The sequence below is a fragment of the Pseudomonas sp. BF-R-01 genome, from assembly GCF_019946615.1.
In the GTDB taxonomy this organism is placed as follows: Bacteria; Pseudomonadota; Gammaproteobacteria; order Pseudomonadales; family Pseudomonadaceae; genus Aquipseudomonas; species Aquipseudomonas migulae.
In genome coordinates, this window is sequence record NZ_JAGYFX010000006.1 from 16005 (window position 1) to 42266 (window position 26262).

The window sequence follows — 26262 nt, forward strand, 5'->3', positions numbered from 1 at the left end:
CGCTGGTGATATCGACCTTGAGCTGCGCACCGATCCCGGGGGGGCGACACCTCAAGCGGACAGGCTACCTAGACATGACACCAATCCCTTGTAGGAGCCGGCTTGCCGGCGATGGACGTCAACGATAACGCGGGCTGTCTGAAAGAACGCGTCGTCCAGACGCTTTTCGCCGGCAAGCCGGCTCCTACAGGGAATCGCGTGTGCTTTTGATTTTCACCACTCATCAGGCCGAGCGTTAGCTCGCCTCAGCTTTTGATCTGAGCGCCCCCTCGAGAGGCCGAGCGCAGGTTCTGCGCAGTGGGCAACCCGGCATGGATGCCGGGTTAGCCGCCCCCGGCCATGGATGGCCGATGGCGGCGGGCCCACGGAGCAGGACCGGAGCGAGGGCATGCCGAGCCATAGCGAGGCACCGAACGAAAGGGGCAAGAGCCCTTTGGTTACTTTGGGGCTCTTCCAAAGTGACTCGCCGTAAGGGCGAAACCATTAGCCGCCATCACCGCAGCAACGGATATACCCCCCCATCCAATAGACAAAGCTCACCATCAAGCCACACGCTCAACCGTATCCGAACCGCTCTTCTTACCTACGCCACTCCAGCGCACCAAAACGATTCGAACAACTTTGTTCCACCCATACGCGACCCCGATGCCACCTACGACGGCAAAGACCACCGCGACCCCAGGCAGGTCAACAACATGCCGGGCCAGGGACTGAAATTGAAAATGCGTCAGATAAATAAACAGCGTTGACGATGCAACTAGCGCAAGCCCCCGGGCGATGAGACCTGGCACCGGAATTGACTTGACCCAAATCAGAGAGAGAACTGCAGGGATGGCGATATCAACATAGTCCTTCGCAACTTCCTGCGCCCCCGTCCCGAAGATTGCCAGAAGATCCTCCCCACCCATCACAACCACAGCAACCGCACTGACGATCCACTTCTGGGCACTTGAATGGGCATAGTGAACGGCCATTCCAAGCACCATGACCGCAAGGTAGTGCTGTGGCACGCGGTTATAGAGCGGTGACGCGTCAAACAGAAACGCACTGATCACAATGTCGGCCACGGCCAATGCACATGCCGCCAGAACAAGGCAGCGAAACGGGTTCGCAACAATGATGTTCCTGACGCGCTCGAACGACAGAACAAACCCGATGATGACAATCATCTGCAGGAGCACTTCAACATACCAGTAGGCAAAGCCGCCCATCATCGTCGGTGGAAACCAGTTGGAGATCAGCAACATCGTTTGCCAATGAACCTGGTCGAACAGTATCTGATTCAAAAGTGTGTAAAGGATGGTCGGCACCGCAATAAAGACCACTGACCTGACCAGCGTACGCACATTGCCGCGTTCATTGATGGCTTGAAACTGGAACCTCGCCAGACTGATACCCGAGATCAGAAACAATACCGTTATCTCCCCTACCACTGACCAGGTCGAGAACAGATGAAGATGCCCAATGACAATCAGGATTATCGAGATAACACGTAAAAGGACAGGGACTTCCATTGCCCTGATGGACAACTTTGAACTGCTGGTTTTACCGGCCAGCCCACACAGTTCATGTACCGGTGTCATTTCCCATTGATCGGGCAGATGGCCGATCAGTTCTTCAAGCACCATTGAGGCCTGAACGAACGACAGCGAATCCCCTCCCAGTTCGACAAACGTCAGGTTTGCGTCGATACGCGGGACTTGGAGTATTTCGGCCCAAGCCTGTGTCAGTTTTAACGCAAGCGGCGATAGATCCCGATCGGAATGGTTGGACGCCGCCTCTGTGTTGGCAGCTATCCGCGGCAGCGCCCGCCTATCGATCTTTCCGTTCGGCGTCAGTGGAATCGCATCCAGAAAGACGAACAACGCCGGCACCATGTATTCCGGGAGCCGAGTGTTGAGGTGCTCACGCAGTTCACCCGTTGAAACAGCGTTGATTGAAACGCAATAGGCCACCAGCCTGACCTGCGCGTTGTCATTGACGGCAAGCACAACGCACTGCTTTATCAGCGGATGTTTCGAAAGTGCGCCTTCGATTTCAGCCAGCTCAATACGATGTCCGCGAATCTTGACCTGACTATCGCCCCGCCCCAGAAAGCTGACTCTGCCATCTGAAAGATAAGTCCCAAGGTCGCCGGTTCTATAACAAATGTCGTTCTCGACATTCGTAAACGGATTCACCACAAACTTTTCCCGGGTTTGCGCGATGTCCTCCCAGTAACCCTGCGCCAAGTAAGGGCTGCGTATCAGGATTTCTCCGACCTCACCTTCATGCACCAATTGACGGGTGTCATTCACGACCAGCAATTGCGCGTTTTTAATGCCTCTACCCAGTGGAATCCTGGAATTGTCGGCTTCAGGGTCGACGTGGTGGTACGCCATTGCCTGAGGCGTTTCCGTCGTACCGTAAAAATTGACACTGACGGCATTGGGGGCGATCACGCACATTTGCTCGAACAGCGAAATGCCTAATGCATCGCCACCCCAGAACAAGTATCGAAGCGCGTTGAATCTTGCCCCCTGAAGTGTTGCGCCGGTTCCTATCAGCCTTCCCAACGGCGGCGTCAGATGAATAATCGAAATGGCATTTTTTTGTATCCACGCCGCCAATGCCACAGGGTCTATGACGGTCGACTGTGCGGGAACGATAACTTTTGCGCCAATCGACAGCGGGGTAAATACATCCCGGTACACAGGGTCATGCCCCAGCCCGGACAGCAGCGAAAAGCAATCGTCTTTTGACAAGGAATGGCGCTGGGTATGCCACTCAATGAAATGCACCAGCGGCGCATGAGTGGCCACGATGCCCTTCGGTTCGCCAGTGCTGCCCGAAGTGAAGGTGATATAGGCCGGCTGTGCAGGGTCGACTTGCGGCAAGGCATGTTGGTGAAAGGCGAACTCACGCAATGAATCGGCGGGGTTTTCCGCAATGCTGAAGATCCGTGGAGCCGAACGCCCTGTCTCCAGGTGTTCGGAATCGAGATCGACGGTGGCCCCACCGCAAAGCAGGACAAAGGAAGGCTTTAGCATTCGGATGATTTGCCCGATGCGCGCAGGTGGATACGCAACGTCGGCAACGGTGAACGTCGACCCGGCACGCAAGGCGCCGAGCATTGCATAGACCAACCCCGCGCAGCGATTGGAAACAATAACCACCCGGTCGGATTCGGTCGCGCCATTGACCTTCAGGAAGGACGCAATGCCATGGCTTATCTGTTCAAGCTGACGATAACTGCACGTCGCGTCGTGAGAGACGACCGCAATGGCGTCAGGCGAGCGCTGTGCCTGTTGCAAGAAGTCCATGAATATCGGGCGATCGGCACAATACTCCAGATTAAGCGTCGGATTTGGGCGATGATCCTGCATCTTGGATTTATGCTCCGCATGATCTGTACGAGGTTAACGTCGTGATCCGGAAATGCAGACTGAGGTTAGTCCCCCTCACCTCAGTCTGCTACCTTTCCCCCGTTCATTGCGTACCCGGCATCCTGGAGACATCGCATGCGCCCTCTTCGCACCATCGCCCGCCCCTGGCTGCAATCACTGCTGTTGCTGGGCAGCGTCCTGGCGGGCATGTCCAGTGCCGAGCCGCGACCCGGGCACATGGTCTATCTGCGAGCGATTGATCCGAGCATCGAGCAAGACATTCGCTACGCCAGCCCCCACAACTTCACCGGTCACCCACTCGACGGTTATGCCGCCGCCGAATGCCTGTTGACGCTGGACGCTGCCAGGGCGCTCGCCCGGGTACAAGCGTCGTTGCGTGCGCAAGGCTACGGTTTGAAGGTGTTTGATTGTTATCGACCGAATCGGGCGGTGGCCGATATGGGCCGCTTTGCCACCGAACCGGGCGACCCACGCAAGGCCGAGTTCTACCCGCGTGTGGACAAGCAGGACTTCTGGCGCCTGGGGTATGTGGCGCGGGTGTCGAATCACTCCAGAGGCTCGACCGTGGACCTGACACTCACCGGGCCCAAGGCGTTGCCCGCCAGCACCTGGACGCCCTCGGTCGCGCAGGTTGATTGCACCGCCCCCTACGATCAGCGCTGGCATGACGGCGCACTCGACATGGGCACCGGCTTCGATTGCTTCGATGAGCGGGCGCATACCGCCAACCCGACGATCAATGCGACCGCGCAGGACAATCGCCAGCGGCTCGGCAGCGCCATGGCAAAAGAAGGCTTCTCCGGGTACTCGAAAGAATGGTGGCACTTCACTTATGGCAACGCACAGGCACCGAACAACGTGATGGATTTCCCCATCACGCCACTCGACGCCAATGCCGCACTCGACGCCAGCCATCAACTGATTGTGGTCACCACAAAAAACTGGGATGACCTGCAAGGCAGCGCCCAGCGCTATGAACGCGACGGGAACAGCTTCCGCAAATATGGCGAGGCGTTTGCGGTGGTGGTCGGCAAAAACGGCATGGCCTGGGGCAAAGGGTTGGACAACGTTGAGCCAGGCGCAGAACCCGTCAAACACGAAGGCGATGGAAAAGCGCCGGCCGGGATTTTCAAGCTGGGAACAGCGTTCGGTTACGAGACCAGCGCCGACACGAAACTGCCCTACCTCGCCCTGACAGCGACCACCGAATGCGTGGACGACAGCCATTCCGGACACTACAACACCCTGGTCGACGGCGCGGCGATGCCCAAGGACTGGAGCAGTTCCGAACGCATGCGCAGCGAAGAAGGCTATCGAAAAGGCATTGTCATCGAGCACAACACACCCGCGTCCCCCGCCTCGGGCTCGTGCATCTTTTTCCACATCTGGCGTAGCCCGACATCGCCGACGGCGGGTTGCACAGCCATGGATCAGGCGGACATCAGCCGATTGTTCGACTGGCTCGATCCGCAGCAGTCTCCCCTGCTGGTGCAAATGCCCGAGGCGCAATACGAGCACGTTCGCGAGCGCTGGAACCTGCCGGAACGGTGATCGGTCAGCCCTGCTTCAAATCCAGGCAATAGGTGTAGTAACCCGTATCGCGCACATAGCCCAAGGCTTCATACAACCGCTGCGCACCGTGATTGTCCGTGGCGGTTTCCAGCACCAGGCCTTTGGCGCCGCTCAACACCGCGAAGTCGCGCGCGGTGTTCATCAGCCGCGTTGCGACCCCGCGCCCTCGGGCGGCAGGCGCGGTGAACAGGTCACCGAGCAGCCAGGTGCGATGCGCGTCGATAGACGAAAAAGTCGGGAACAACTGGACAAAACCCAGTGCTTCGCCGTCGGTGTCCCGGGCGAAGAAGATCACGGACTCATCCCGGGCAATGCGCTCGGCGATAAAGTGGCGGGACTGATTCAGGTTCGAGGGCTGGCCATAGAACCCCCGATAGGCGTCGAAGAGGCTGGCGACTTGATCGATGTGCGTTGCGTCGGCGCGATGTACCTGAACATCCATCTCAATGGTCTCCGTGCGGTTCACGACTCATGGTAGTAGTACAGCTTGTTGATGATGACCCAGCGATCATCGATCTTCAGTAACGACAGGTAATCGGTAAACCTCATCCCCGCATAATCATCGATGATTTTTACGGCGGCGGCGTCGCCTGTTATGTCCAGGTCAATCACTTCCCAAAAAGGCTTCACCTCTTTTGCCGCCGGGCCTTCGGTTTTGATCGCGTCGACAAACTCATCAAGGGACAGCCATTCAAGCGCTTTTTGGAAGTGACCGATGATGCGACAAGACGGATGAAATGCTTTTCGCAACGAGGCTTCGTCAGCGAAGACCATACCCTCGACATAAAGTTTGACGGCTTCTTTGACAGACTCTTTTTCCGCGGAATCAGTTGTCATGTCTCACCTCCACTTCTGCTAACGCATTCTGGATTGTTCGCAAGGGCGCCCGCGAACGATCAGGTCGTTTGGTCGAACGGATCTTGCGGGCAATGTCCACAAACGGCGTGACGATCAGGCTGTAAACCGTCAGGTAACGCTCAGAATCCTGCTCACCGGTGCCGAACCGCAGGGCTTCGGGTTTCGACGTGGTGACGTAGAGCGTGCCGAACATCCAGTCCCACAGGGACAGGTTGATGCTGAAGTTCTTGTTGAAATGGTGCGGTGCGTCGCTGTGATGAATCTGGTGCTGGGCCGGGCTGTTCAGCACATGTTCGAACACCGGGCCGAACGACAGCCAGACATGACTGTGACGCAGGTTTCCCACCAACCCGTTGAGGATGAACACCAGCCAGGTCACGCCGAACAAAGTATAGCGGCTGATCTCGCCGCCGCAGGCGTACCAGAAGACGCCGGCAAAGGCGCCGATGCCGATGATCGTCGAGAGCTTTTCGACAATCTTTTCCACGAAATGAACCCGGCTGGCGGTCGCTGGAACCAGCACCGGCGCCGAATGGTGGACTTTGTGGAATGCCCACAACCATTTGGAATGGAAGGCGCGGTGCGCCCAGTAGGCCATGAAGTCTTTCACCAGGAAAACGCCCAGCCCGTAGAGCAAGGACAGTGAAAGATTCTGCTCCACTTGCACCCGCGCGCCCCACAGGTTGGTGAAAAAGGCGATGTAGTCTCCGGAGCGCAGGACGAGCGGGTCCACCAGACCGACAATCGGCAACACCAACGCCACTTTCAGAATCGCCCGCACGAAGTAGTAGCGGTAATCGAGCAACGCCGAACGATGGAAATACACCCGACGCCCGCCGATGAACTGCCCGAACGACTGCGCGTCGGTGAGACCTCGATGTTTCCTGAACCGGAACAGAGCGTAAGCGATGCTGTAAGACGAGAACAGAAACAGTACACCCATGCGCCCATTCAGATCGAAAAGGCCCAGGAACTGGCGGATGACGGGCTCGATCACCCACTCGGTCAGGCCGTTAAAAAGCAGCACAAGGGCATCCACCAGGAGCTTGCCTCCCTCAAAGAAAAGGTATTGGAATTTAACCGCAACAGAGAACGGTTCTTAAGTGTAGATTGAGTTCAAGCCTCTGCACATCCCCCCAACCAGAGATTGGATCTGCTTCCTCGCCACAGGGTTTGCGGCTGACGTAAAGTCGCGGGACTTTCCGGAGGCCAACATGAGCGAACCCACCCCCACGATCTACCTGTCCGATACATCCGACCGGGCGCTGTTCGACCGGATCGCCGATGAATTGCAGGTTTTCGATCAGGAAAAATCGATGGGTACGCCCCCCAATCCGTAGGAGCCAGGCTTGCCGGCGAAGGCGTCCGTGAAATCACCATCGCCGGCAAGCCGGGCTCCTACAGGTGTGGCGTGAACCTACAATCCCCAACACCCCCGAATCCGTAGGAGCCAGGCTTGCCGGCGAAGGCGCCCATGAAATCGCCATCGCCGGCAGGCCGGACTCCTACAGGTTTTGCGTGAACCCTAAATCTCCAACACCCTCGCGATTTGTAGGAGCCGGCTTGCTGGCGATGGCGTCCATGAAATCGCCATCGCCAGCAAGCCGAGCTCCTACAGGTTTTGGGTGAACCCGCCATCCCTGACATCCCGCGCTCCGTAGGAGCCAGGCTTGCCGGCGAAGGCGTCCGTGAAATCGCCATCGCCAGCAAGCCGGCTCCTACAGGTTTTGGGTGAACCCTAAATCTCCAACACCCTCGCAATCCGTAGGAGCCAGGCTTGCCGGCGAAGGCGTCCATGAAATCGCCATCGCCAGCAAGCCGAGCTCCTACAGGTTTTGCGTGAACCCGCCATCCCGGACATCCCACAAGCCGGCTCCTACAGGTTTTGCGTGAACCCGCCATCCCGGACATCTCACAATCCGTAGGAGCCAGGCTTGCCGGCGATGGCGTCCGGGAAATCGCCATCGCCAGCAAGCCGGGCTCCTACAGGGTTGGGCGGGGCCCGTCATCATGGGTGCTAGAACGTGATGTCGGCGGCGGATATCACGTCGATCCGCGCCACTGAACCGGTCAAATGCGCCAAGTCCTTGTTGTGCTCGGCGATGATGTCTTCGGCGGGGATGTTGCCGTTGTCGACCGTGGAGTGAGCGTCAGCCGCCAGCACCACGTCGTACCCCAGTTGCAGCGCCTGACGCACTGTGGCGTTGACGCAATAGTCGGTTTGCAAACCGCAGATGACCAGGCGTTCGAAATCCTGCACCGGCAGCAGCTTTTGCAGGTTGGTCTGGTAGAACGAATCCGGTGTGGTCTTGCGTACGTGCCAATCCTTGGGCGAGGTTTCCAGCCCCTCGGCAAGTTGCCAGCCCTCAGCGTTATACGCCAGCGGACTGCCGTCTTCCTCATGCTGGATCAGCACCACCGGAACGCCGGCCTTTCGGGCACGGGTGCTGAGCCCGTTAATGGTGTCGATGACACGTGAGATTTCGAAGCACTCGTACTCGCCCGTGCAAAGTGCTCGCTGGACATCGATGATCAACATTGCGGTGGTCATGGTTCCATCCTTGATCTGTCGTTGGGTCAGGGGACAGAAACTAAATCCGTCCCCCTCCAAACACAACCCTCAATAACCGAGAGACAACCCGGTGTTACGACGCGGATCGTTCGCTCCGTAGAAACGGTTTTTGCCCACCGGTTTACCTTCCAGCGACGGCGCCCCGACCAGAATCGCGGCGATATGGTTGGCATCCTGCGGCCCGGCAAACTTGTGGCCCCAGCTTTCGAGCAGCTTCACCGTGTCCGGACTGGTGGTGAACGCCTCCAGGTTGGTCTCCTCCGGCAACCACTGCTGGTGGAAACGCGGCGCATCCACCGCTTCCTGGATGTTCATGCCGTAGTCGATCACGTTGAGGATGGTCAGCAAGGTCGCGGTGATGATGCGGCTGCCGCCAGGGGTGCCGACGACCATCACGACTTTGCCGTCCTTGGTCACGATGGTCGGGCTCATGGACGACAGCGGCGCCTTGCCCGGCGCGATGGCGTTGGCCTCCCCTTGCACCAGACCGTACATGTTCGGCACGCCGATTTTCGAGGTGAAGTCGTCCATCTCGTCGTTGAGGATGACCCCGGTTTTGCTGGCCATGACACCGGCGCCGAACCAGTCGTTCAAGGTGTAGGTCACCGACACCGCGTTGCCCCATTTATCGACGATGGAGTAATGGGTGGTGTTGCTGCCTTCGTGCGGCGCGACGCCGGGCTTGAGCTCGCGGGACACGCCGGCCTTTTGCGGATTGATGGCAGCGCGGATTTTGCTCGCGTAGTTTTTATCCAGCAAATGGGCGATCGGATTTTTCACGAAGTCCGGGTCGCCGAGGTAGCTGTTACGGTCGACATACGCGTGGCGCATGGCTTCGATCTGGTAATGCATACCCTGCGCCGAGCGGTAACCCAGGTCTTTCATCGGGTAGCCGTCGAGGATGTTCATGATCTCGCAGATCACTACGCCGCCGGAGCTTGGCGGTGGTGCCGAGACCACGTGGTAGCCACGGTAATCGCACTCGATAGGGGCCAGTTCGCGGGTCTTGTATTTGTCGAGATCAGCCTGGGTGATGATGCCTTTGTTGGCCTGACTGGAGGTGACGATCGCGTCAGCAACCCAGCCCTTATAGAAACCGTCGGCACCCTTCTCGGAGATTTCCCGCAGGGTTTTGCCCAGGTCTTTTTGCACCAGCTTCTGGCCGACCTGCATCGGCTCGCCGTTGCTCAGGAAGATCGAGCCGGAATCTTTCATGTCCTTTTTGAAGACGTCGGTGGCGTACTCCAGCAAATCGACATCGCCCTGCTCCAGCACAAAGCCGTCTTCAGCGAGTTTGATCGCCGGGGCGATCACTTCCTTGCGCGGTTTGGTGCCGTAGGTTTTCAGCGCCAGTTCCATGCCGGACACGGTGCCCGGCACGCCGACAGCCAGATGACCACGGGTGCTGAGGTCCGGGACGACGTTGCCCTCTTTGTCGAGGTACATGTCGGCAGTGGCGGCCAGCGGGGCTTTTTCGCGGAAGTCGAGGAAGGTCTTGCGCCCGTCCGCCAGTTGGATGGTCATGAAACCACCGCCGCCCAGGTTACCTGCCGCGGGATACACCACCGCCAGCGCATACCCGACCGCGACGGCGGCATCGACGGCGTTACCACCGTTCTTGAGCACATCGACGCCCACATGACTGGCCAGGTGCTGGGCCGTGACCACCATGCCGTTTTCGGCGGCGACGGGGGCGACAGAAGCGGCGTGAGCCGCCAGGCAACTGAGTGCCAATGAAGTCGCGATGAGCGATTTGGCAAAAGGTTCGAACTTCATGAGTCGGTCTCTTTTTGTTTTTAGGGTCGGTAAAAAAAACAGAGAAAACGTTTCAAGAGCAGTACGCAGTATGGTCGGGATTGCGTATTGCGCCTCCCCGTCGAGGCAGTATGCTTGCCGCCTGCTCACCTGTTTTCGGAGTCCGCCCGCATGAGTTACACCTTCACCACCATGGCGTCGCCGGTCGGCGAGTTGAAGCTGGTCGCGAACGGTTCGAGACTGGCGGCCATCCTCTGGGAAAACGACAAACCGAATCGCGTACGGCTCGGGCCGATGAGTGAGGCGGCGGACAACCCGGTCCTGGTGCGCGCGGTTCAACAGTTGCAGGAATACTTCGCCGGCACACGAAACCGCTTCGACCTGGAACTGGATTTCGCCGGTACGGACTTTCAGAAAAAGGTGTGGCAGGCCCTGCTGACCATTCCGTTCGGCGAAACGCGCAGCTATAGCCAGATTGCCGAGCAGATCGGCAACCCGAGCGCAGTGCGTGCAGTGGGCGCGGCGAATGGCAAGAACCCGATCTCGATTATTGCGCCGTGCCATCGGGTGATCGGCGCGTCGGGGAAATTGACCGGGTTTGCAGGTGGGCTTGAGGCGAAGGAATTATTGCTGACGCTGGAAGGCGGCCAATGGGGTGGAACCGGGCGACTGGAAGGCTTTTGATTTTTGTAGGAGCTGGCTTGCCGGCGATGGCGACCTCGGCAGCACTGCAAGGCTTAAGGCCGAATCGCCGGCAAGCCGGCTCCTACAGGGTTTGCGTTAATCCCGGATTGCGCGACTCACGCAACATTGTAGGAGCCGGCTTGCTGGCGATGATGGCCTTGGCAGCACTGCAAGCCTTAAAGCCGAATCGCCAGCAAGCCGGCTCCTACAGATTCAGGGGGTAGTGAAAAGGTTTTTCATGGCGGCGTACTGCAGCAGCATGATGGTCTTCGCGTCGCAGATCTCCCCGCGATAAAACGCTTCCAGCGCGTCGTCGAACGGCCACTCCAGCACTTCCAGTTCTTCGGTCTCTTCTTCGAGCCCGCCGCCCTCGCCGACTTTCGATGAAGCATCGTATTCGGCGATGAAGAAATGCAGTTTTTCAGTTACCGAGCCGGGGCTCATGTAGGCCTCGAACACCTTCTGCACATGGTGCACGCGATAACCGGTTTCTTCCTCCGCTTCATCGCGGATGCGTTCTTCGGGCGCGGCGCCTTCGAGCAACCCCGCAGCCACCTCGATCAACAGACCGTCGTGACCATTGACGAACACCGGCAAGCGGAACTGCCGGGTCAGTACGACGGTTTTCTTCTCGCGGTTGAACAGCAGAATCGCCGCGCCATTGCCACGGTCGTAGACCTCGCGGGTCTGGCGTTGCCATTCGCCGTTGTTGCGCTGGTAATCGAAGGTGATTTTCTTCAGCAGATACCAGTCGTGGGACAACACCTGGGACTCGACGATGTTGACCCGCTCGGCTGTGTTCGGCATGACAACGCATCCTTATTTCGTCAGAAAACGCCCATCTTAGACGAAGGCCCTCACGAAAGTTGAGCCTTGTATTCCTTCTCGTATTGCCTGGCGAGCGTTTCTTTCTGCTGATCGTCGAGCAGCTTGCCGGCCATCTGGAAGAACTTCTGCTCTTCCTCCTCCAGATGGTGATGGACCTTCTCGGAGAGCTTCTTCGCGGTCGCCAGCCAGGCCGGGCTGGACATCTCGGTCTCGTCGAGTTCTTCCATCATTTCGTCCATCTCGTGATGTTCCGAAATCGCGTGGCGACTGAGGTCGACACCGTTGTCGAACTCCATCAGCGGGATATAAAAATGCCGCTCTTCTGCGGTTTCGTGTGCCTGGAGTTCGGACTTGAGCTGCTTGTAGGCTTCAACGCGCTCCGGGGTGTCGCCGCTGGTCTTGACCAATGCGACGGCGTAGGTGCGTTGGCGGTCGTGGCTTTCGCGCAAGGCTTCGAAAATGTTCATTGGCAATCCTCATCGGCCGCGTTCTGGAATGACGCTGTAAAGGCTAGACATCTGCGCGCTGGCGACGGTTCCTCTGAATAACGAGGGATAGAACAATCGTCGCGACCCGGATACGCTCGTGCATCACTGCCATAAGGATGTAGCCGATGACACTCAGCATCGAACAGTCGCACAACCCGACACCGGAAGATCGCGAGGCGATCCTCGCACCATTGCGGGCCTACAACGTCGCCCAAGCGGGGGACGGCAAAGCGCAACCGCTGGCCTTGCTGGTGCGCGATGACCAGGGCGAGATTCTCGGCGGGCTGTACGGCCGGTTTTTCTATCAATGGTTGTTTATCGAATTGCTGTCGGTGCCGGAACAGGGCCGGGGGCAAGGCATTGGCTCCAGACTGATGCAGATGGCCGAAGACCTGGCGCGGGAGAAGGAATGCGTGGGGATCTGGCTGGACACCTTCGACTTTCAGGCGCCGGAGTTCTACAAGAAGCTGGGGTTCAGCGAGTTGGGGCAGATCGTCGACTACCCGCCGGGGCACAAGCGCTTCTTTTTCCAGAAGCGCCTGATCAATAAAGCCGAACTCTCCCTGTAGGAGCATGGCTTGCCAGCGAAGGCGTCCGTGAAATCGCCTTCGCCGGCAAGCCGTGCTCCTACAAAGGTATTGCGGTGCTCAAAAGATCAGAGGCAGGTAGCCAGCGCCGCCAAACGGCGCTTGGCGACAAAGTCGTCATGCTGCGCGTAGTAACTCAACGCCGTCCCTGACGCATCGGTGGTCACGTCCACAAAGGACTCCGCCGAACGCGTGTAAACGGTAGACCCGCCCTTCTTGCCCGGCTGCAAATACGCGCCCGCATCGACGCCGAACACTGCCTCGTCCTGCCAGGCGAACTGCACGCACTGGGCGACGACTTTTTCCGGTTTGTCCGAAGTCAGGGTTTTGTACGGGGTGCCCGTGCGGGCATCGTTCATCACCGAACCGGCGCATCCCGCCAGCAACGTTGCGGCCAGCGCCACCATCAGAATTCGCATTGCGTGTGCTCATCAAGAAAAAGCGGACTGTATCACCGTGGGCCGGCGTATCGTTCTGCTTTACTTCATTTATACCGCGACACCGCGCAACGATTCGCGCACCCTGTCGCGCCAAACGCTGCATCGCCCTTATTTCCGAGCTCATTTTTTTCTGGAACGTCCATGACACCCAACGCCGAATTCTACAAACCGACCGCTGAATATGCCGACAAGCTGATCAGCCAGATCGGCCAGACGCCTTCCTGGATCGCCAAGCGAATCGGCGTCACCGACAAGCGGATCCGTTACATCCTCGACGGCGAACGTACCGTCAAGGGCGAAACCACGCCGATCCAGATGACCTACTGCGAGCAGTTTGCCCTCGAATGCCTGGCCGCAGCGGCCAAGGCCAGCAAGAAGCAGTCCGTGTAACCCATTCTCAAGGAGCGACCATGGCGGCAACCGAACAGCAACACGAGCAGGCGCTGCAGAAGTTTCTCGATGAGCGACCTGAACTGCGCCACGAACTCGACAACCTCAACCCGCTGCTGGCTCAGGCCAAGGGCGAAACCGCAGCGCAGTTTCGCGACGAGCGCTTGCATGAAGCGTTCGAAGCCGAGGCCGAACGCCTGGGGTTGTTTGCCTGGGAGCTGACCCTGCAACTGACCGCCGCGACACCGGAGGACTACGAAGCTCAACGCCTGAACGTACACCGGGAAGTGGCCGAGATGGCGGGGATGGACTGGCTGGAGTATTGCGAGTTATATGGTCTGATCCCATAAACGTCGCCGCACAAGGATCCCGCCACCGATGCTGCCTTCGTCCTCCACGACCCGCGCCAGTCCGGGGCATCTGCACACTCAGAAATGGCGCGGCCGCATCGGCCTGTCGCTGGTGGCCGCACTCTCGGTGCTTGCCGGCATGACCGACGCTATCGGCTTCATGGCCAGCGGCGATTTCGTCTCCTTCATGAGCGGCAACACCACACGCCTCGCCGTGGCGATCAGCGACGGCGACATGGGCCTGACCCTGCGCCTGCTGCTGCTCGTGGCCACGTTCATCCTCGGCAACGCCTTGGGCATTGTCGTCAGCCGGGTCGGCGGGCGCCGCGCGCTGCCCTTGCTGTTGTGCATCGCCATGTTGCTGTGTGCGGCGGCGGCCTGGCCTTATGACGAACAATTGCCGGCGCTGCTGGCAGCGATCATCGCGATGGGCATGCTCAATGCCGCCGTCGAAGAAGTGAATGGCCTGCCGGTGGGGCTTACTTACGTGACAGGCGCCCTGTCGCGCTTCGGTCGCGGCCTGGGACGCTGGATGCTCGGCGAGCGGCGCAATGGCTGGCGGGTGCAGTTGATCCCCTGGACCGGAATGTTTGCCGGCGCGGTGTTGGGAGCGGTGCTGGAGCATCATCTTGGACTCAGGGCGTTGTTTGTCAGCGGGTTGCTGGCGGGGGCGCTTGGAGTGTTGTCGTTGAGGATTCCACGGCGTTGGCAGTTGGGGTATATGCCGCGTTGAGCGGCGTAGCACATCCAGCATTTATGTCGGCAGACAGACCGCCATCGCTGGCAAGCCAGCTCCTACAGGGGTTTTGTGGTGGGTCGAAGGCTTGTAAACGACACGGGACCTGTAGGAGCCGGCTTGCTGGCGATGGCGACAACTCGGTCCACGCCTTATCATGGCCGCAGTTTTACTGATCGAGTCCGTCATGAAGTTCGCCATCGCGCTGTTTTCCGCCGCCCATGCGCCCTCCTCGCGCCGTGCCTTGTTGTTCGCCCAGGCTGCGCTGGCCGGCGGGCATGAGATTGTCCGGCTGTTTTTCTATCAGGATGGCGTCTACAACGCGTCCGCCAGCGTGGTCACGCCGCAGGATGAACAGGACCTGCCCAAGCAATGGCGCGCCTTTGTGGCCGAACATCAACTGGACGGCGTTGTCTGCATCGCCGCCGCCCTGCGTCGTGGTGTGTTGAACGACGAAGAAGCCCAGCGTTATCAGCGCGAAGCGGTCGCCGTCGGCGCGCCGTGGGAGTTGTCCGGTCTCGGTCAGTTGCATGACGCGGTGCAGGACGCCGACCGACTGATCTGTTTCGGAGGTGCGTGACATGCCTAAATCCTTGCTGATTATCAGCCGTCAGGCGCCGTGGTCCGGGCCGAGCGCACGTGAAGCACTGGACATCGTGCTGGCCGGTGGTGCCTTCGACCTGCCGATCGGCCTGCTGTTTCTTGATGACGGAGTGTTCCAGCTCGCGCCGAAACAGGACGCCAAGGCCCTGCAACAAAAAGACTTGAGCGCCAACCTGCAAGCGTTGCCGATGTTCGGCGTCGAAGACCTGTTCGTCTGTGGCGACAGCGCCGCTGAACGCGGCCTGGCCCCGGACAGCTTGTCGCTGGCAGAAGCTCAGGTGCTGGCCGCCCGCGAAATCACCGCCCTTATTGACCGTTACGACCAGGTGATCACCCTCTGATGTCGACTTTGCATGTGTTGTCTCATTCCCCGTTCGGCGACGACCGCCTGAGCAGTTGCCTGCGCCTGATCGGCGCGAACGATGCGCTGCTGCTGACCGGTGACGCGGTGTATGCGTTGCAACCGGGCACCGCGCCCTTCAACGCACTGATCGCCGGCAACCCGACGCTGTTCGTGTTGGCCGAAGACGCCCAGGCCCGTGCGGTGGAGGTTCCGGATACGGCCAAGGCGATCGATTATCCCGCCTTCGTCGAACTGTCGATTCACTACGACAAGGTCAACAGCTGGTTATGAATGCACTGACGGTCGGCGCCCGCGCCATCGAGTTGGACAAGGACGGTTTCCTGGTTGAACTGAGCGACTGGTCCGCCGACGTGGCCAGCGCCCTCGCCGCTGCCGAAGAAATCGAGTTGAGCCCCGAGCACTGGGAAATCCTCGAATTGCTGCGCAGCTTCTACGCCGAATTCCAGCTGTCCCCGGCGACACGTCCGCTGATCAAGTACACAGCGTTGAAGCTCGGCCCGGAAAAAGGCAACAGCCTGCACCTGAACCGACTGTTCAAAGGCACCCCTGCCAAACTCGCCGCGAAACTGGCGGGCCTGCCCAAACCGACGAATTGCTTATGACCGATTATCCAGTGCTGACTCTAGAAACGCCCGCCGAACACCCCTTCGCCCAATTCGTGCGGATCCTCGGCAAAGGCAAGCGCGGCGCCCGCGACCTGACCCGCGAAGAAGCCCGCGAAGCCATGGGCATGGTGCTCGACGACAAGGTCGAAGACACTCAGCTCGGTGCGTTTCTGATGCTGCTGCGGCACAAGGAAGAAAGCGCCGAGGAAATGGCCGGCTTCACCGAAGCCCTGCGTGAGCGCTTGCAACCACCGGCCTTGAATGTCGATCTGGATTGGCCGACCTACGCCGGCAAGAAACGCCATCTGCCGTGGTATCTGCTGGCGGCCAAGTGCCTGGCGCAGAACGGCGTGCGGATTTTCATGCACGGCGGCGGCGCACATACGGCCGGGCGGCTGTACAGCGAGCAACTGCTGGATGAGCTGAAGATCCCGTTGTGCCGCAACTGGCAACAGGTCGGCTCGGCGCTCGATAACGGCGGCCTGGCGTTCATGCCGCTGGTGGATTGGGCGCCGCAACTGCAACGCATGATCGACCTGCGCAACACCTTGGGCCTGCGCTCGCCGATCCACTCCCTGACGCGCATTCTCAATCCGTTGAACGCCCGCTGCGGCCTGCAAAGCATTTTCCACCCCGGCTACCAGGCGGTGCATCGCGATGCCAGCGGCTTGCTCGGCGACACCGCGATTGTGGTCAAGGGCGATGGCGGCGAGATCGAGATCAACCCCGACACCGACAGCCACCTTTACGGCACCACCGGTGGCGAGAGCTGGGATGAGGAATGGCCGCAGCTGTCGGCGCAACGCCATGTCAAACCCGCCTCTCTCGATCCCGAACATTTGAAAGCCGTATGGCGTGGCGACGTGGTCGACAGTTATCCGCAAATGGCGCTGATTGCGACAATGGCCCTCGCACTACGCGGCCTCGGCCAACCTCGCGAAATCGCCTTCGAAACAGCCCAGAAATATTGGGACGCACGGGACAGATCGATTTAACCGATCATAAGCGCCCAACCTTTGCGCTTTTTTATCGAACCTATCGGAATAGACTCCTCTCCAACGCTTATCGGTTGAGGAGTCTTGAACATGGGTTTGTTAGTCGAAGGTCGCTGGCATGACCAGTGGTACGAAAGCAGCAAGGACGGCGCGTTCCAGCGCGAACAGGCGCAGCGTCGAAACTGGCTGACGGCCGACGGCACGCCCGGCCCGACCGGTGTGGGTGGCTTTGCCGCCGAAGCGGGTCGTTATCACCTCTACGTATCGCTCGCCTGTCCGTGGGCGCATCGCACACTGATCCTGCGCAAACTCAAAGGCCTTGAAAGCCTGATCGACGTGTCGGTGGTCAGTTGGCTGATGCTGGAAAACGGCTGGACCTTCGACAAGCACTTCGGCTCGACCGGCGACAAGCTCGATCACTTCAACTTCATGCACCAGCGCTATACCGCCGACACTGCCGACTACACTGGCCGCGTCACCGTGCCGGTGCTCTGGGACAAGCAGCAGAATCGCATCGTCAACAATGAATCGGCGGAGATCATCCGCATGTTCAACGGCACATTCGATGACTTGACCGGCAATGACCTGGATTTCTATCCGGCGCCGTTGCGCGGCGAGATCGATGCGTTGAATGAGCGGATTTATCCGGCGGTGAACAACGGTGTGTACCGCGCCGGGTTCGCGACATCGCAGACGGCTTATAAAGAGGCGTTTGACGGGTTGTTTGCGGAACTGGATCGACTGGAACAGCTGTTAGACGCCAATCGTTATCTGGTGGGCGAATACCTGACTGAAGCGGACATTCGCCTGTTTACCACGCTGATCCGCTTTGACGCGGTGTATCACGGGCACTTCAAATGCAACCTGCGGCGGATTGCCGATTATCCGAACCTGTCGAACTGGCTGCGCGAGATTTATCAGTGGCCGGGTATTGCCGAGACGGTGGATTTTCAGCACATCAAGAACCACTACTATGGCAGCCACAAGACCATTAACCCGACCGGGGTTGTGCCGAAGGGGCCGGAGCAGGACTTTACCGTGGCGCATGATCGGGCGCGGTTGAGTGGGAAAGGGGTTTGGCGCAAGAACAGCGCCTGATCCGGGTTCTATTTCGATTTTGAGGCCCCCTTCGCGGGCAAGCCTAGCTCCTACAGGTTTTGTGTCCACCCGCAATCGTGCGAACAACATAAAATCTGTAGGAGCGAGGCTTGCCCGCGAAGGAAGCGACGCGGTCTTCAGACTTGCGCCTGAGCACCCTCAAACCACGCCAGTTTCTCGCGCAACTGCACCACTTCCCCAACAATCACCAGCGTCGGTGCATGTACTTCATGCTCCGCTACCAGCCGTGGAAGATCGGCCAAGGTGCCGGTAAACACCCGCTGATTCACCGTGGTGCCCTGCTGAATCAACGCCGCCGGCGTATCCGCTGCGCGACCATGCTTGATCAACTGCTCGCAGATGATCGGCAAGCCCACCAGCCCCATGTAGAACACCAGGGTTTGCGCCGGGGCGACCAGGTCACCCCACGGCAAATCGGTGGAGCCGTCCTTCAGGTGCCCGGTGACAAATCGCACCGACTGCGCGTAATCGCGGTGGGTCAGCGGAATCCCGGCGTATGCCGCGCAACCGCTGGCCGCCGTGATGCCCGGCACCACCTGGAACGGGATGCCATGGGCCGCCAGTTCTTCGATCTCTTCACCGCCACGGCCGAAGATGAACGGATCACCACCTTTCAACCGCACCACGCGCTTGCCCTGCTTGGCCAGGTCCACCAATTGCTGGTTGATCTGATCCTGCGGCACGGCGTGATCGGCGCGACGCTTGCCGACGTAGACCCGCTCGGCATCGCGACGGCACAAATCGAGAATCGCCGGCGCCACCAACCGGTCATACAGCACCACATCGGCTTGCTGCATCAGGCGCAAGGCGCGGAAGGTCAACAGGTCGGGATCACCCGGCCCGGCACCGACCAGGTACACCTCACCCGTGGCAACCGGCGCTTCACCGCTGATTTTCGCCTGCATCATGCGCTCGGCTTCAGCGCCCTGCCCGGCTAGTTGCCGGTCGGCAATCGGGCCCTGGAACACATCTTCCCAGAACGCCCGACGCTGCTGTACATCCGGAAACAGGCCTTTGACCTGACTGCGAAAACGCGCAGCCAGACCGGCCAGTTGACCGTAGGTGGAAGGAATCCAGGTTTCGATCTTGGCGCGGATCAACCGCGCCAGCACCGGCGCATCGCCGCCACTGGAAACCGCGATGATCAGTGGCGAACGGTCGACGATCGCCGGGAAGATCACGCTGCACAAGGCTGGCGCATCCACCACGTTGACTGGCACGCAACGCCGATGAGCATCGGCGGAGACTTGTGCATTCAGCGGTTCATCATCGGTGGCGGCAATGATCAGCCCGCAGCCGTCCAGATCCGCTTCGACGTAGCCACGCAGCAGGCACTCGCCACCGCTGCCGGCAACGAGTTCGCGCAGTTGCGGTTCGATTTCAGGCGCAACCACCCGCAGCAGCGCACCGGCTTCGGCCAGCAGGCGGGATTTGCGCAAGGCAATTTCCCCCCCACCGACGACCAACACACGACTGCCGCGAAGGTTGTGAAACAGCGGCAGATAGTCCATTTAGCCGATGACCTCGAGGCCACCCATGTACGGTTTCAGCACGTCCGGCACACGGATCGAACCGTCGGCCTGCTGGTAGTTTTCCAGCACGGCAACGAGGGTACGACCGACCGCCAGACCGGAACCGTTCAGGGTGTGAACCAGTTCAGGCTTGCCGGTTTCCGGGTTGCGGAAACGTGCTTGCATGCGACGGGCCTGGAAATCGCCGCAGTTGGAGCACGACGAAATCTCGCGGTATTTGTCCTGGCTCGGGATCCACACTTCCAGGTCGTAGGTCTTGACGGCGCTGAAGCCCATGTCGCCGGTGCACAGCGCAAGGGTGCGATAAGGCAGTTCCAGCAGTTGCAGGACTTTCTCGGCGTTGGCGGTCAGGCCTTCCAGCGCTTCCATCGAGGTCGATGGCTCAACGATCTGGACCATCTCGACCTTGTCGAACTGGTGCTGGCGAATCATGCCGCGGGTATCGCGACCCGACGCACCGGCTTCACTGCGGAAGCACGGCGTATGGGCGACAAACTTGATCGGCAGCAGTTTCGAATCGACGATTTCGCCGGCGACGATGTTGGTCAGCGACACTTCAGCGGTCGGGATCAGGTACAGATCGGCCTCGCCTTCGCGCGCGATCTTGAACAGGTCTTCTTCGAATTTCGGCAATTGACCGGTGCCTTGCAATGCCGGCGCCTGGACCAGATAAGGCGTATAGGCCTCTTCGTAACCGTGCTCGCTGGTGTGCAGGTTGATCATGAACTGCGCCAGGGCGCGGTGCAGACGGGCGATCGGGCCACGCAGCAAGGCGAAACGCGCACCGGACAGCTTGGCGGCGGTTTCGAAGTCCAGCCAGCCGAATTTCTCGCCCAGGGCGACGTGGTCCTGGACCGGGAAATCGAACGCGGTCGGGGTGCCCCAGCGACGCACTTCAACGTTGCCGTCTTCGTCATCGCCGATTGGCACGGATTCGTGCGGCAGGTTCGGGATGCCGAGCAGGATCGAATCCAGATCGGTCTGGATCGCGTCCAGTTCCACTTTGCCGGCGCTCAATTCGTTGGCCATGCGCTCGACGTCCGCCATCAACGGCGCGATGTCTTCGCCGCGCTGCTTGGCCTGACCGATGGATTTGGAGCGCGCATTACGTTCAGCCTGCAGTGCTTCGGTGCGGGTCTGGACGGTCTTGCGCTGTTCTTCCAGCGCTTCGATGCGCGCAACATCCAGCGTGTAGCCACGGGATGCCAGGCGGTCCGCTACGTCCTGAAGGTTGCTACGTAACAGTTTGGAATCGAGCATGTCGGTCTCTCGTTATCAAAGTTTGGTCAAGGACAGGCCGGCCCAGGTGGCGAGCAGCCCGCCGAATACGCTGATGGCAGCATAGCCCAGGGCTAGTGGCACCTGCCCGCTTTCCAGCAGGCGCACCGTATCCAGTGAAAAGGATGAAAAAGTCGTCAGCCCCCCGAGGAAGCCGACAATCAGCCCGGCGCGCACTTCGAAAGGCACCTCCGGGCGAATCAAAAACAGACCGTATAGAACGCCGATCAGCAAACAGCCGACGATATTAACGGCCAGCGTCGCGGTATAGAAGTGCCGTGGCCAATTAGCGTTGACCCAGTTGCCAGTGGCGAAGCGCAACAGCGTGCCAGCGACCCCGCCGACGGAAACCGCAACAATCAATGGAAGCACTATTTTCTCCGCTGCCGGGGGCTTAAACGGTCAAGTTGCGCGAGGTGATTGAGCTTCTCGCCGATCTTCAGCTCCAGGCCTCGCGGCACTGGCTGATAGAACGGTTGCGGCTCAAGCTCTTCGGGGAAGTAGTCTTCGCCGGCGGCGTAGGCATCCGGCTCATCGTGGGCATAACGGTACTCGTCGCCATAACCGAGTTGCTTCATCAGCTTGGTCGGGGCGTTGCGCAGGTGCAACGGCACTTCCAGCGAGCCGTGTTCGGTGGCGCTGCGCATCGCGGCTTTGAAACCCATGTACACCGCGTTGCTTTTCGGCGCGCAGGCCAGATAGGTGATGGCCTGGGCCACCGCCAACTCGCCTTCCGGGCTGCCGAGGCGTTCCTGCACTTCCCACGCGGCCAGGCACAGGCTCAATGCGCGAGGGTCGGCGTTGCCGATGTCTTCGCTGGCCATGCGCACCACACGCCGGGCGAGGTACAGCGGATCGCAACCGCCATCGATCATCCGTGCAAACCAGTACAACGCGCCGTCCGGATTGGAGCCGCGAACCGATTTATGCAGCGCGGAAATCTGGTCGTAAAACGCTTCGCCGCCCTTGTCGAACCGCCGACGGGTATCGCCGAGCAGGCTTTGCAGGAGATCGACGCCGATTTCGCTGTTGTCTTCGGCAAGGTCCGAGGCGTTTTCCAGCAGGTTGAGCAGGCGTCGACCATCGCCATCGGCGGCGGACAGCAGCATCTGAAAGCCTTCATCGCTGAGGGTCAGTTGCCGTTTGCCCAGGCCACGCTCTTCGGTGAGCGCACGATGCACCAGTTTGCGCAGCGCCGCTTCGTCGAGGCTTTTGAGCACGTAGACGCGCGCCCGGGAGAGCAAGGCGTTATTGAGTTCGAACGAGGGGTTTTCCGTGGTCGCGCCGATGAAAATCAGCGTGCCATCTTCGACGTAGGGCAGGAAGGCGTCCTGCTGCGACTTGTTGAAGCGGTGCACTTCGTCGACGAACAGGATGGTGCGTTTACCGTACTGACCGGCCTGTTGCTTGGCGATTTCCACCGCCTGGCGGATTTCCTTCACGCCGGCCAATACAGCCGAGACCGTTTCGAAGTGCGCATCCGAGACTTCCGCCAGCAACCGCGCCAGGGTGGTTTTGCCCACGCCCGGCGGGCCCCAGAAAATCATCGAATGCAGCGCACCCTGCTCCAGCGCTTCGCGCAAAGGCTTGCCGCGAGCGAGCACGTGTTCCTGACCGACGTACTCGTCCAGATTGGCCGCACGCAAACGGGCGGCCAAGGGCTGAGCTATCGGGGCGCTGCGAAACAGGTCCATCACTGCCTATAAAACCTCACTATGAACACCGCAATACCTGTAGGAGCCAGCTTGCTGGCGATGGCTGTTTATCATTCAACATTGATGTTGACTGACCCACCATCGCCAGCAAGCTGGCTCCTACAAGGGGCTGCGGTTTATTCCTGGATGATGTCCGCGCCTTTAGGGATGTCGAACTTGAACTTCGACGCCGGGATCGGCTCGTTGGCCTTCACGCCGGTGAACAGGATGTTGGTGCGCTGGCCGACGCTGTCGATCAGTTGCATGTCATTGACCAGGCCATTGCGGAACGACAGGCGCAGGCTGTCGAACAGGGTGTCCTTGGTCTTTGGCTTCAGCGTGAAATCGATCACGCCGCCGGCTTCCTTGGCGCTGATGGCGAAGCTCTGGCTGATCTTGGACACGTCACCGGACAACAGCAACGCCGGCGTCTGGCTCAGACGCAGATCGAGGGTCTTGATGGTGGCCTGTTCCAGGTCCGGGTCCCACAGGGTCACTTTCTTGCCGTCGGAAACCACGACTTGCTCAGCCGGCGCATCGGTGTGCCAGTAGAACAGGCCCGGGCGCTGCAGCGACATTTCACCGGCCGTTTCCTGCAACTGGGTGCCGCTGCCATCGAGGGTCAGCTGCGAGAAGCGTGCAGTCAGGGTCTGGGATTTTTCCAGGAGTTGGGTCAGACGTGCCACGTCCTTGTCATCGGCGTGGGCCGAGAGCGTGGTCAAAGCCAGAACCGGCAGCAACAGCATGCGGATAAGACGCATGGGAGTCCTCATAACATTCGTGGGAGTTCGGACGGTGCGTCACCGCACCATCCTTGCAAATCAAATCAGTCGCGCACCGGGCCAGGCGCCAGGACTTCACGCGAACCGTTGGTGTTCATGGACGTCACGACCCCGGCCATTTCCATGGCTTCGATCATGCGTGCGGCGCGGTTGTAGCCGATCTTCAGCTTGCGCTGAACCGCAGAGATGGACGCGCGACGGCTTTCCAGCACGAACTGCACCGCTTCGTCGTACAGCGCATCGGTTTCAGCATCGTCATCACCGCCGCCACCGCCATTCTCAAAGCCGCTACCGGCCTCTTCGACACCGGCGAGGATGTCATCGTTGTATTCAGGCGCACCGCGCAGTTTCCAGGCTTCCACCACCCGGTGAACCTCGTCATCGGACACGAACGCACCATGCACACGAATCGGCAGGCTGGTGCCCGGCGGCATGTAGAGCATGTCACCGTGGCCCAGCAACTGCTCGGCACCACCCTGGTCGATGATGGTCCGCGAGTCGATCTTGCTCGACACCTGGAACGCCATGCGCGTCGGGATGTTCGCCTTGATCAGACCGGTGATCACGTCAACCGACGGACGCTGGGTCGCGAGGATCAAGTGGATACCGGCGGCACGGGCCTTCTGGGCGATACGGGCGATCAGCTCTTCAACCTTCTTGCCGACGATCATCATCATGTCGGCGAATTCGTCGACCACCACGACAATGGTCGGCAGCTTGGTCAGCAGCGGCGCTTCGTCGTGAATGCTTTCGCGCTTGTACAGTGGATCGCTCAGCGGCGTGCCGGCGTCCTGGGCTTCCTTGACCTTGGCGTTGAAGCCGGACAGGTTTCGCACGCCCATCTTCGCCATCAGTTTGTAGCGACGCTCCATCTCCGCCACGCTCCAGCGCAGGGCGTTGGCCGCGTCCTTCATGTCGGTCACGACCGGGCACAGCAGGTGCGGAATGCCTTCGTAGATCGACAGTTCAAGCATTTTCGGGTCGATCATGATCAGCTTGGCGTCTTCCGGGCCGGACTTGAACAGGATCGACAGAATCATCGCGTTCACACCCACCGACTTACCGGAACCGGTCGTACCGGCCACCAGCAGGTGCGGCATTTTGGCGAGGTCGGTGATGACCGGCTTGCCGCCGATGTCATGACCCAGGGCCAGGGTGACCGGGGATTTGAAGTTGTCGTACTCAGGCGTCGACAGCACTTCGGAGAAGCGCACGATCTGCCGGTCTTCGTTGGGAATCTCGATACCGACGGTGGTCTTGCCCGGAATCACTTCCACCACCCGCACGCTGGTCACGGCCAGGGAACGCGCCAGGTCTTTCGCCAGGTTGGCGATACGGCTGACCTTGACCCCGGCGGCAGGCTGGATTTCGTAACGGGTAATCACCGGGCCCGGGTGAATCGAGTCTACCGAGACTTCGACGCCGAATTCCTTGAGCTTGATTTCCAGCAAGTGGCCAACGGCCGCCAGCGACTCCGGGGAATAATTGAGTTGTTTCTTTTCTGCAGGATCGAGAATCGAGATCGGCGGCAAGGTGCCTTCGACGGCGCTGTCGACGAACAGCGGCGCCTGTTTCTCTTTTTCCACGCGCTGGCTTGGCGCGGCGGGTTTCGGCGGCGCGGGGGCAATCACCGGCGGGACTTGCTTCTCGCGGTCCGACATGTGTTTGCTCAGGGCTTGCTCACGCTCGATCAGGCGTTCCTTGACCTTGGCTTGCTCGCGCTTGTCGGTAACGGTCGGTGCGACCACCTCATGCACGCGATCATCGACTTCACGCAACTGCGCAACCAGCTGCTTGCGCTCGACACGGGCGGCCCACCAGCGGTTGGCCGCGCCCTGGAACACTTCGAACAGGTCGAGGGTGATCTTGCCGGTAACGTCCATCACCTTGAACCACGACAGGTCGGTGAACACCGTCAGGCCGAACAGGAACAACGCGATGAACAGCAAGGTGCTGCCCTGGATATTCAGCGCATTGCGGGCCAGATCGCCAAGGCTTTCGCCCAACGCGCCGCCCGCGCCGGCCGGCAGACCGGTCGGTGCATGGAAATGGATGTGGGCCAGGGCCGCGCCCGACAGCACCAGGAACACCAGGCCGATCAGGCGCCAGGAAAACAGCCAGCCGCTCCACTGCCACGGCTCGTGGCGTTGACGGAAGATCTGGTAGGTCTTGACCGCCAGCAACAGCGGGAAAATGTAGGCGAAGTAACCCAGCACCATGAACAGGATGTCGGCACTGTAGGAGCCGACCGGTCCGCCAAAGTTCTGAACATCGTCGATCTTGCTGTTATGGCTCCAGCCCGGATCGTCCTTGCCGTAAGTCAACAAGGCCATCATCAGGAACAGGCACAGGCCGCCGATGGCGATCAATGCACCTTCCTTGAGCCGGTAGTGCAAATGCTGGCGCCAGAGCGGAACGACGGCTGGTTTAGGTGCTGCGGTGGATTTCTTCAAAACGCTTCTTTTCCTGCGCCTATGGCGCGTCCATCTGTTGAATGACTATAAAAAACTGCCCAATCCAGGCAGGTAAAAAAGTTAACCGGCGCAACTGGGACTACTTTTAACACTGCACTCCGGTTTTTATAAACACGGGGCGCACTGAATATTCAAGTGACCGGCACGCATTGTACGGGTTTGTTCGTACG

28 protein-coding genes are annotated in these 26262 nt (G+C 59.8%); 13 read left to right on the plus strand and 15 right to left on the minus strand.

What is annotated here, in order from left to right:
* Positions 1 to 542 precede the first annotated feature (542 nt).
* The gene (locus KGB27_RS04205) at positions 543 to 3365 is read right to left on the minus strand and encodes an amino acid adenylation domain-containing protein (protein ID WP_223553298.1); all 2823 of its coding nucleotides are present in this window, start codon (positions 3363 to 3365) and stop codon (positions 543 to 545) included.
* A gap of 135 nt (positions 3366 to 3500) precedes the next feature.
* Between KGB27_RS04205 and KGB27_RS04210 the strand changes: the two genes are divergently transcribed.
* On the plus strand, positions 3501 to 4937 hold the full coding sequence (locus KGB27_RS04210) for a M15 family metallopeptidase (protein ID WP_223553301.1): 1437 nt from the start codon (positions 3501 to 3503) through the stop codon (positions 4935 to 4937).
* A 4-nt stretch (positions 4938 to 4941) separates the two neighbouring features.
* Here KGB27_RS04210 and KGB27_RS04215 read toward each other — a convergent pair whose 3' ends face one another.
* Genes KGB27_RS04215 through KGB27_RS04225 form a run of 3 tightly spaced genes read right to left on the minus strand, consistent with a single transcriptional unit; the run spans position 4942 to position 6855 of the window.
* A complete protein-coding gene (locus KGB27_RS04215; protein ID WP_192227350.1) occupies positions 4942 to 5400 on the minus strand; it encodes a GNAT family N-acetyltransferase in 459 nt (152 codons plus the stop codon).
* A 20-nt stretch (positions 5401 to 5420) separates the two neighbouring features.
* Positions 5421 to 5795, minus strand: coding sequence for a nuclear transport factor 2 family protein (locus KGB27_RS04220; protein ID WP_192227349.1), 375 nt, complete (start codon positions 5793 to 5795; stop codon positions 5421 to 5423).
* Positions 5785 to 6855: a sterol desaturase family protein gene (locus KGB27_RS04225; RefSeq protein WP_223553304.1), complete on the minus strand. Its 1071-nt coding sequence runs from the start codon at positions 6853 to 6855 to the stop codon at positions 5785 to 5787. Before KGB27_RS04225 ends, KGB27_RS04220 begins: the two co-directional genes overlap by 11 nt.
* Before the next feature lie 175 nt (positions 6856 to 7030).
* Between KGB27_RS04225 and KGB27_RS31385 the strand changes: the two genes are divergently transcribed.
* Complete coding sequence (locus KGB27_RS31385; RefSeq protein ID WP_263288008.1) at positions 7031 to 7156, plus strand: hypothetical protein; 126 nt, start codon at positions 7031 to 7033, stop codon at positions 7154 to 7156.
* 677 nt (positions 7157 to 7833) lie between these two features.
* Here KGB27_RS31385 and KGB27_RS04230 read toward each other — a convergent pair.
* Positions 7834 to 8367, minus strand: a complete 534-nt coding sequence (locus KGB27_RS04230; RefSeq protein ID WP_223553306.1) for a cysteine hydrolase family protein — start codon at positions 8365 to 8367, stop codon at positions 7834 to 7836.
* Between the two features lie 69 nt (positions 8368 to 8436).
* Positions 8437 to 10164 carry a gamma-glutamyltransferase gene (ggt, locus tag KGB27_RS04235; RefSeq protein WP_008045279.1) on the minus strand — a complete coding sequence of 576 codons (1728 nt, stop codon included), beginning with the start codon at positions 10162 to 10164 and terminating at the stop codon, positions 8437 to 8439.
* Between the two features lie 150 nt (positions 10165 to 10314).
* On the opposite strand from ggt, the gene KGB27_RS04240 reads away from it, so the two are divergent.
* On the plus strand, positions 10315 to 10827 hold the full coding sequence (locus tag KGB27_RS04240) for a methylated-DNA--[protein]-cysteine S-methyltransferase (protein WP_207286696.1): 513 nt from the start codon (positions 10315 to 10317) through the stop codon (positions 10825 to 10827).
* Positions 10828 to 11040: 213 nt separating this feature from the next.
* Here the strand turns inward: KGB27_RS04240 and KGB27_RS04245 are convergent, their stop codons facing one another.
* Positions 11041 to 11634 carry an NUDIX domain-containing protein gene (locus KGB27_RS04245; RefSeq protein ID WP_223553308.1) on the minus strand — a complete coding sequence of 198 codons (594 nt, stop codon included), beginning with the start codon at positions 11632 to 11634 and terminating at the stop codon, positions 11041 to 11043.
* Between the two features lie 50 nt (positions 11635 to 11684).
* Positions 11685 to 12122: a hemerythrin domain-containing protein gene (locus KGB27_RS04250; RefSeq protein WP_207286698.1), complete on the minus strand. Its 438-nt coding sequence runs from the start codon at positions 12120 to 12122 to the stop codon at positions 11685 to 11687.
* 146 nt (positions 12123 to 12268) lie between these two features.
* Between KGB27_RS04250 and KGB27_RS04255 the strand changes: the two genes are divergently transcribed.
* Positions 12269 to 12712, plus strand: coding sequence for a GNAT family N-acetyltransferase (locus tag KGB27_RS04255; RefSeq protein ID WP_223553311.1), 444 nt, complete (start codon positions 12269 to 12271; stop codon positions 12710 to 12712).
* Between the two features lie 86 nt (positions 12713 to 12798).
* On the opposite strand, the gene KGB27_RS04260 is transcribed toward KGB27_RS04255, so the two are convergent.
* Positions 12799 to 13149, minus strand: a complete 351-nt coding sequence (locus KGB27_RS04260) for a hypothetical protein (RefSeq protein ID WP_008029480.1) — start codon at positions 13147 to 13149, stop codon at positions 12799 to 12801.
* Positions 13150 to 13311: 162 nt separating this feature from the next.
* On the opposite strand from KGB27_RS04260, the gene KGB27_RS04265 reads away from it, so the two are divergent.
* The 9 genes from KGB27_RS04265 to KGB27_RS04305 all read left to right on the plus strand — a co-directional run bounded on the left by KGB27_RS04265 (position 13312) and on the right by KGB27_RS04305 (position 18311).
* On the plus strand, positions 13312 to 13560 hold the full coding sequence (locus KGB27_RS04265; RefSeq protein WP_008045271.1) for a hypothetical protein: 249 nt from the start codon (positions 13312 to 13314) through the stop codon (positions 13558 to 13560).
* A gap of 20 nt (positions 13561 to 13580) precedes the next feature.
* Positions 13581 to 13910 carry a DUF6388 family protein gene (locus tag KGB27_RS04270; protein WP_008029485.1) on the plus strand — a complete coding sequence of 110 codons (330 nt, stop codon included), beginning with the start codon at positions 13581 to 13583 and terminating at the stop codon, positions 13908 to 13910.
* Between the two features lie 28 nt (positions 13911 to 13938).
* The gene (locus KGB27_RS04275) at positions 13939 to 14643 is read left to right on the plus strand and encodes a YoaK family protein (RefSeq protein WP_008029486.1); all 705 of its coding nucleotides are present in this window, start codon (positions 13939 to 13941) and stop codon (positions 14641 to 14643) included.
* Between the two features lie 190 nt (positions 14644 to 14833).
* A complete protein-coding gene (gene tusD, locus KGB27_RS04280) occupies positions 14834 to 15226 on the plus strand; it encodes a sulfurtransferase complex subunit TusD (protein ID WP_008029488.1) in 393 nt (130 codons plus the stop codon).
* A gap of 1 nt (position 15227) precedes the next feature.
* Positions 15228 to 15590 carry a sulfurtransferase complex subunit TusC gene (gene tusC, locus KGB27_RS04285; protein WP_207286701.1) on the plus strand — a complete coding sequence of 121 codons (363 nt, stop codon included), beginning with the start codon at positions 15228 to 15230 and terminating at the stop codon, positions 15588 to 15590.
* The gene (gene tusB, locus KGB27_RS04290) at positions 15590 to 15883 is read left to right on the plus strand and encodes a sulfurtransferase complex subunit TusB (RefSeq protein ID WP_207286702.1); all 294 of its coding nucleotides are present in this window, start codon (positions 15590 to 15592) and stop codon (positions 15881 to 15883) included. Before tusC ends, tusB begins: the two co-directional genes overlap by 1 nt.
* On the plus strand, positions 15880 to 16215 hold the full coding sequence (locus tag KGB27_RS04295) for a TusE/DsrC/DsvC family sulfur relay protein (RefSeq protein WP_223436214.1): 336 nt from the start codon (positions 15880 to 15882) through the stop codon (positions 16213 to 16215). Before tusB ends, KGB27_RS04295 begins: the two co-directional genes overlap by 4 nt.
* Positions 16212 to 17213, plus strand: a complete 1002-nt coding sequence (locus tag KGB27_RS04300; RefSeq protein WP_223553312.1) for a glycosyl transferase family protein — start codon at positions 16212 to 16214, stop codon at positions 17211 to 17213. The genes KGB27_RS04295 and KGB27_RS04300 overlap by 4 nt, the downstream gene beginning before the upstream one ends.
* A 90-nt stretch (positions 17214 to 17303) precedes the next feature.
* Positions 17304 to 18311: a glutathione S-transferase family protein gene (locus KGB27_RS04305; RefSeq protein ID WP_223553313.1), complete on the plus strand. Its 1008-nt coding sequence runs from the start codon at positions 17304 to 17306 to the stop codon at positions 18309 to 18311.
* Positions 18312 to 18448: 137 nt separating this feature from the next.
* Here KGB27_RS04305 and cysG read toward each other — a convergent pair whose 3' ends face one another.
* The 6 genes from cysG to KGB27_RS04335 form a co-directional block, all read right to left on the minus strand.
* Complete coding sequence (gene cysG / locus KGB27_RS04310) at positions 18449 to 19843, minus strand: siroheme synthase CysG (RefSeq protein WP_008029501.1); 1395 nt, start codon at positions 19841 to 19843, stop codon at positions 18449 to 18451.
* Positions 19844 to 21124 (minus strand): serine--tRNA ligase, encoded by a 1281-nt coding sequence (serS, locus tag KGB27_RS04315; RefSeq protein ID WP_008029502.1) that lies wholly within the window; start codon positions 21122 to 21124, stop codon positions 19844 to 19846.
* A gap of 15 nt (positions 21125 to 21139) precedes the next feature.
* Entirely contained in the window at positions 21140 to 21514 is a 375-nt protein-coding gene (gene crcB, locus KGB27_RS04320) for a fluoride efflux transporter CrcB (protein WP_008029503.1), read from the minus strand.
* Complete coding sequence (locus tag KGB27_RS04325; protein WP_008029505.1) at positions 21514 to 22836, minus strand: replication-associated recombination protein A; 1323 nt, start codon at positions 22834 to 22836, stop codon at positions 21514 to 21516. Before KGB27_RS04325 ends, crcB begins: the two co-directional genes overlap by 1 nt.
* 137 nt (positions 22837 to 22973) lie before the next feature.
* Positions 22974 to 23597, minus strand: coding sequence for an outer membrane lipoprotein chaperone LolA (gene lolA / locus KGB27_RS04330; protein ID WP_008029508.1), 624 nt, complete (start codon positions 23595 to 23597; stop codon positions 22974 to 22976).
* 65 nt (positions 23598 to 23662) lie between these two features.
* A complete protein-coding gene (locus KGB27_RS04335) occupies positions 23663 to 26071 on the minus strand; it encodes a DNA translocase FtsK (RefSeq protein ID WP_192418736.1) in 2409 nt (802 codons plus the stop codon).
* Positions 26072 to 26262 lie beyond the last annotated feature (191 nt).

Coding starts and splice junctions, on each gene's coding strand:
- KGB27_RS04210 (WP_223553301.1), top strand. CDS start 3,501: ATGCGCCCTCTTCGCACCATCGCCCGCCCCTGGCTGCAATCACTGCTG.
- KGB27_RS04250 (WP_207286698.1), bottom strand. CDS start 12,122: ATGAACATTTTCGAAGCCTTGCGCGAAAGCCACGACCGCCAACGCACC.
- KGB27_RS04245 (WP_223553308.1), bottom strand. CDS start 11,634: ATGCCGAACACAGCCGAGCGGGTCAACATCGTCGAGTCCCAGGTGTTG.
- ggt (WP_008045279.1), bottom strand. CDS start 10,164: ATGAAGTTCGAACCTTTTGCCAAATCGCTCATCGCGACTTCATTGGCA.
- tusD (WP_008029488.1), top strand. CDS start 14,834: ATGAAGTTCGCCATCGCGCTGTTTTCCGCCGCCCATGCGCCCTCCTCG.
- KGB27_RS04255 (WP_223553311.1), top strand. CDS start 12,269: ATGACACTCAGCATCGAACAGTCGCACAACCCGACACCGGAAGATCGC.
- KGB27_RS04205 (WP_223553298.1), bottom strand. CDS start 3,365: ATGCAGGATCATCGCCCAAATCCGACGCTTAATCTGGAGTATTGTGCC.
- tusB (WP_207286702.1), top strand. CDS start 15,590: ATGTCGACTTTGCATGTGTTGTCTCATTCCCCGTTCGGCGACGACCGC.
- KGB27_RS04260 (WP_008029480.1), bottom strand. CDS start 13,149: ATGCGAATTCTGATGGTGGCGCTGGCCGCAACGTTGCTGGCGGGATGC.
- serS (WP_008029502.1), bottom strand. CDS start 21,124: ATGCTCGATTCCAAACTGTTACGTAGCAACCTTCAGGACGTAGCGGAC.
- KGB27_RS04295 (WP_223436214.1), top strand. CDS start 15,880: ATGAATGCACTGACGGTCGGCGCCCGCGCCATCGAGTTGGACAAGGAC.
- KGB27_RS04270 (WP_008029485.1), top strand. CDS start 13,581: ATGGCGGCAACCGAACAGCAACACGAGCAGGCGCTGCAGAAGTTTCTC.
- cysG (WP_008029501.1), bottom strand. CDS start 19,843: ATGGACTATCTGCCGCTGTTTCACAACCTTCGCGGCAGTCGTGTGTTG.
- KGB27_RS04300 (WP_223553312.1), top strand. CDS start 16,212: ATGACCGATTATCCAGTGCTGACTCTAGAAACGCCCGCCGAACACCCC.
- KGB27_RS04265 (WP_008045271.1), top strand. CDS start 13,312: ATGACACCCAACGCCGAATTCTACAAACCGACCGCTGAATATGCCGAC.
- tusC (WP_207286701.1), top strand. CDS start 15,228: ATGCCTAAATCCTTGCTGATTATCAGCCGTCAGGCGCCGTGGTCCGGG.
- KGB27_RS04220 (WP_192227349.1), bottom strand. CDS start 5,795: ATGACAACTGATTCCGCGGAAAAAGAGTCTGTCAAAGAAGCCGTCAAA.
- KGB27_RS04230 (WP_223553306.1), bottom strand. CDS start 8,367: ATGACCACCGCAATGTTGATCATCGATGTCCAGCGAGCACTTTGCACG.
- KGB27_RS04240 (WP_207286696.1), top strand. CDS start 10,315: ATGAGTTACACCTTCACCACCATGGCGTCGCCGGTCGGCGAGTTGAAG.
- KGB27_RS04305 (WP_223553313.1), top strand. CDS start 17,304: ATGGGTTTGTTAGTCGAAGGTCGCTGGCATGACCAGTGGTACGAAAGC.
- lolA (WP_008029508.1), bottom strand. CDS start 23,597: ATGCGTCTTATCCGCATGCTGTTGCTGCCGGTTCTGGCTTTGACCACG.
- KGB27_RS04275 (WP_008029486.1), top strand. CDS start 13,939: ATGCTGCCTTCGTCCTCCACGACCCGCGCCAGTCCGGGGCATCTGCAC.
- KGB27_RS04215 (WP_192227350.1), bottom strand. CDS start 5,400: ATGGATGTTCAGGTACATCGCGCCGACGCAACGCACATCGATCAAGTC.
- KGB27_RS04325 (WP_008029505.1), bottom strand. CDS start 22,836: ATGGACCTGTTTCGCAGCGCCCCGATAGCTCAGCCCTTGGCCGCCCGT.
- KGB27_RS31385 (WP_263288008.1), top strand. CDS start 7,031: ATGAGCGAACCCACCCCCACGATCTACCTGTCCGATACATCCGACCGG.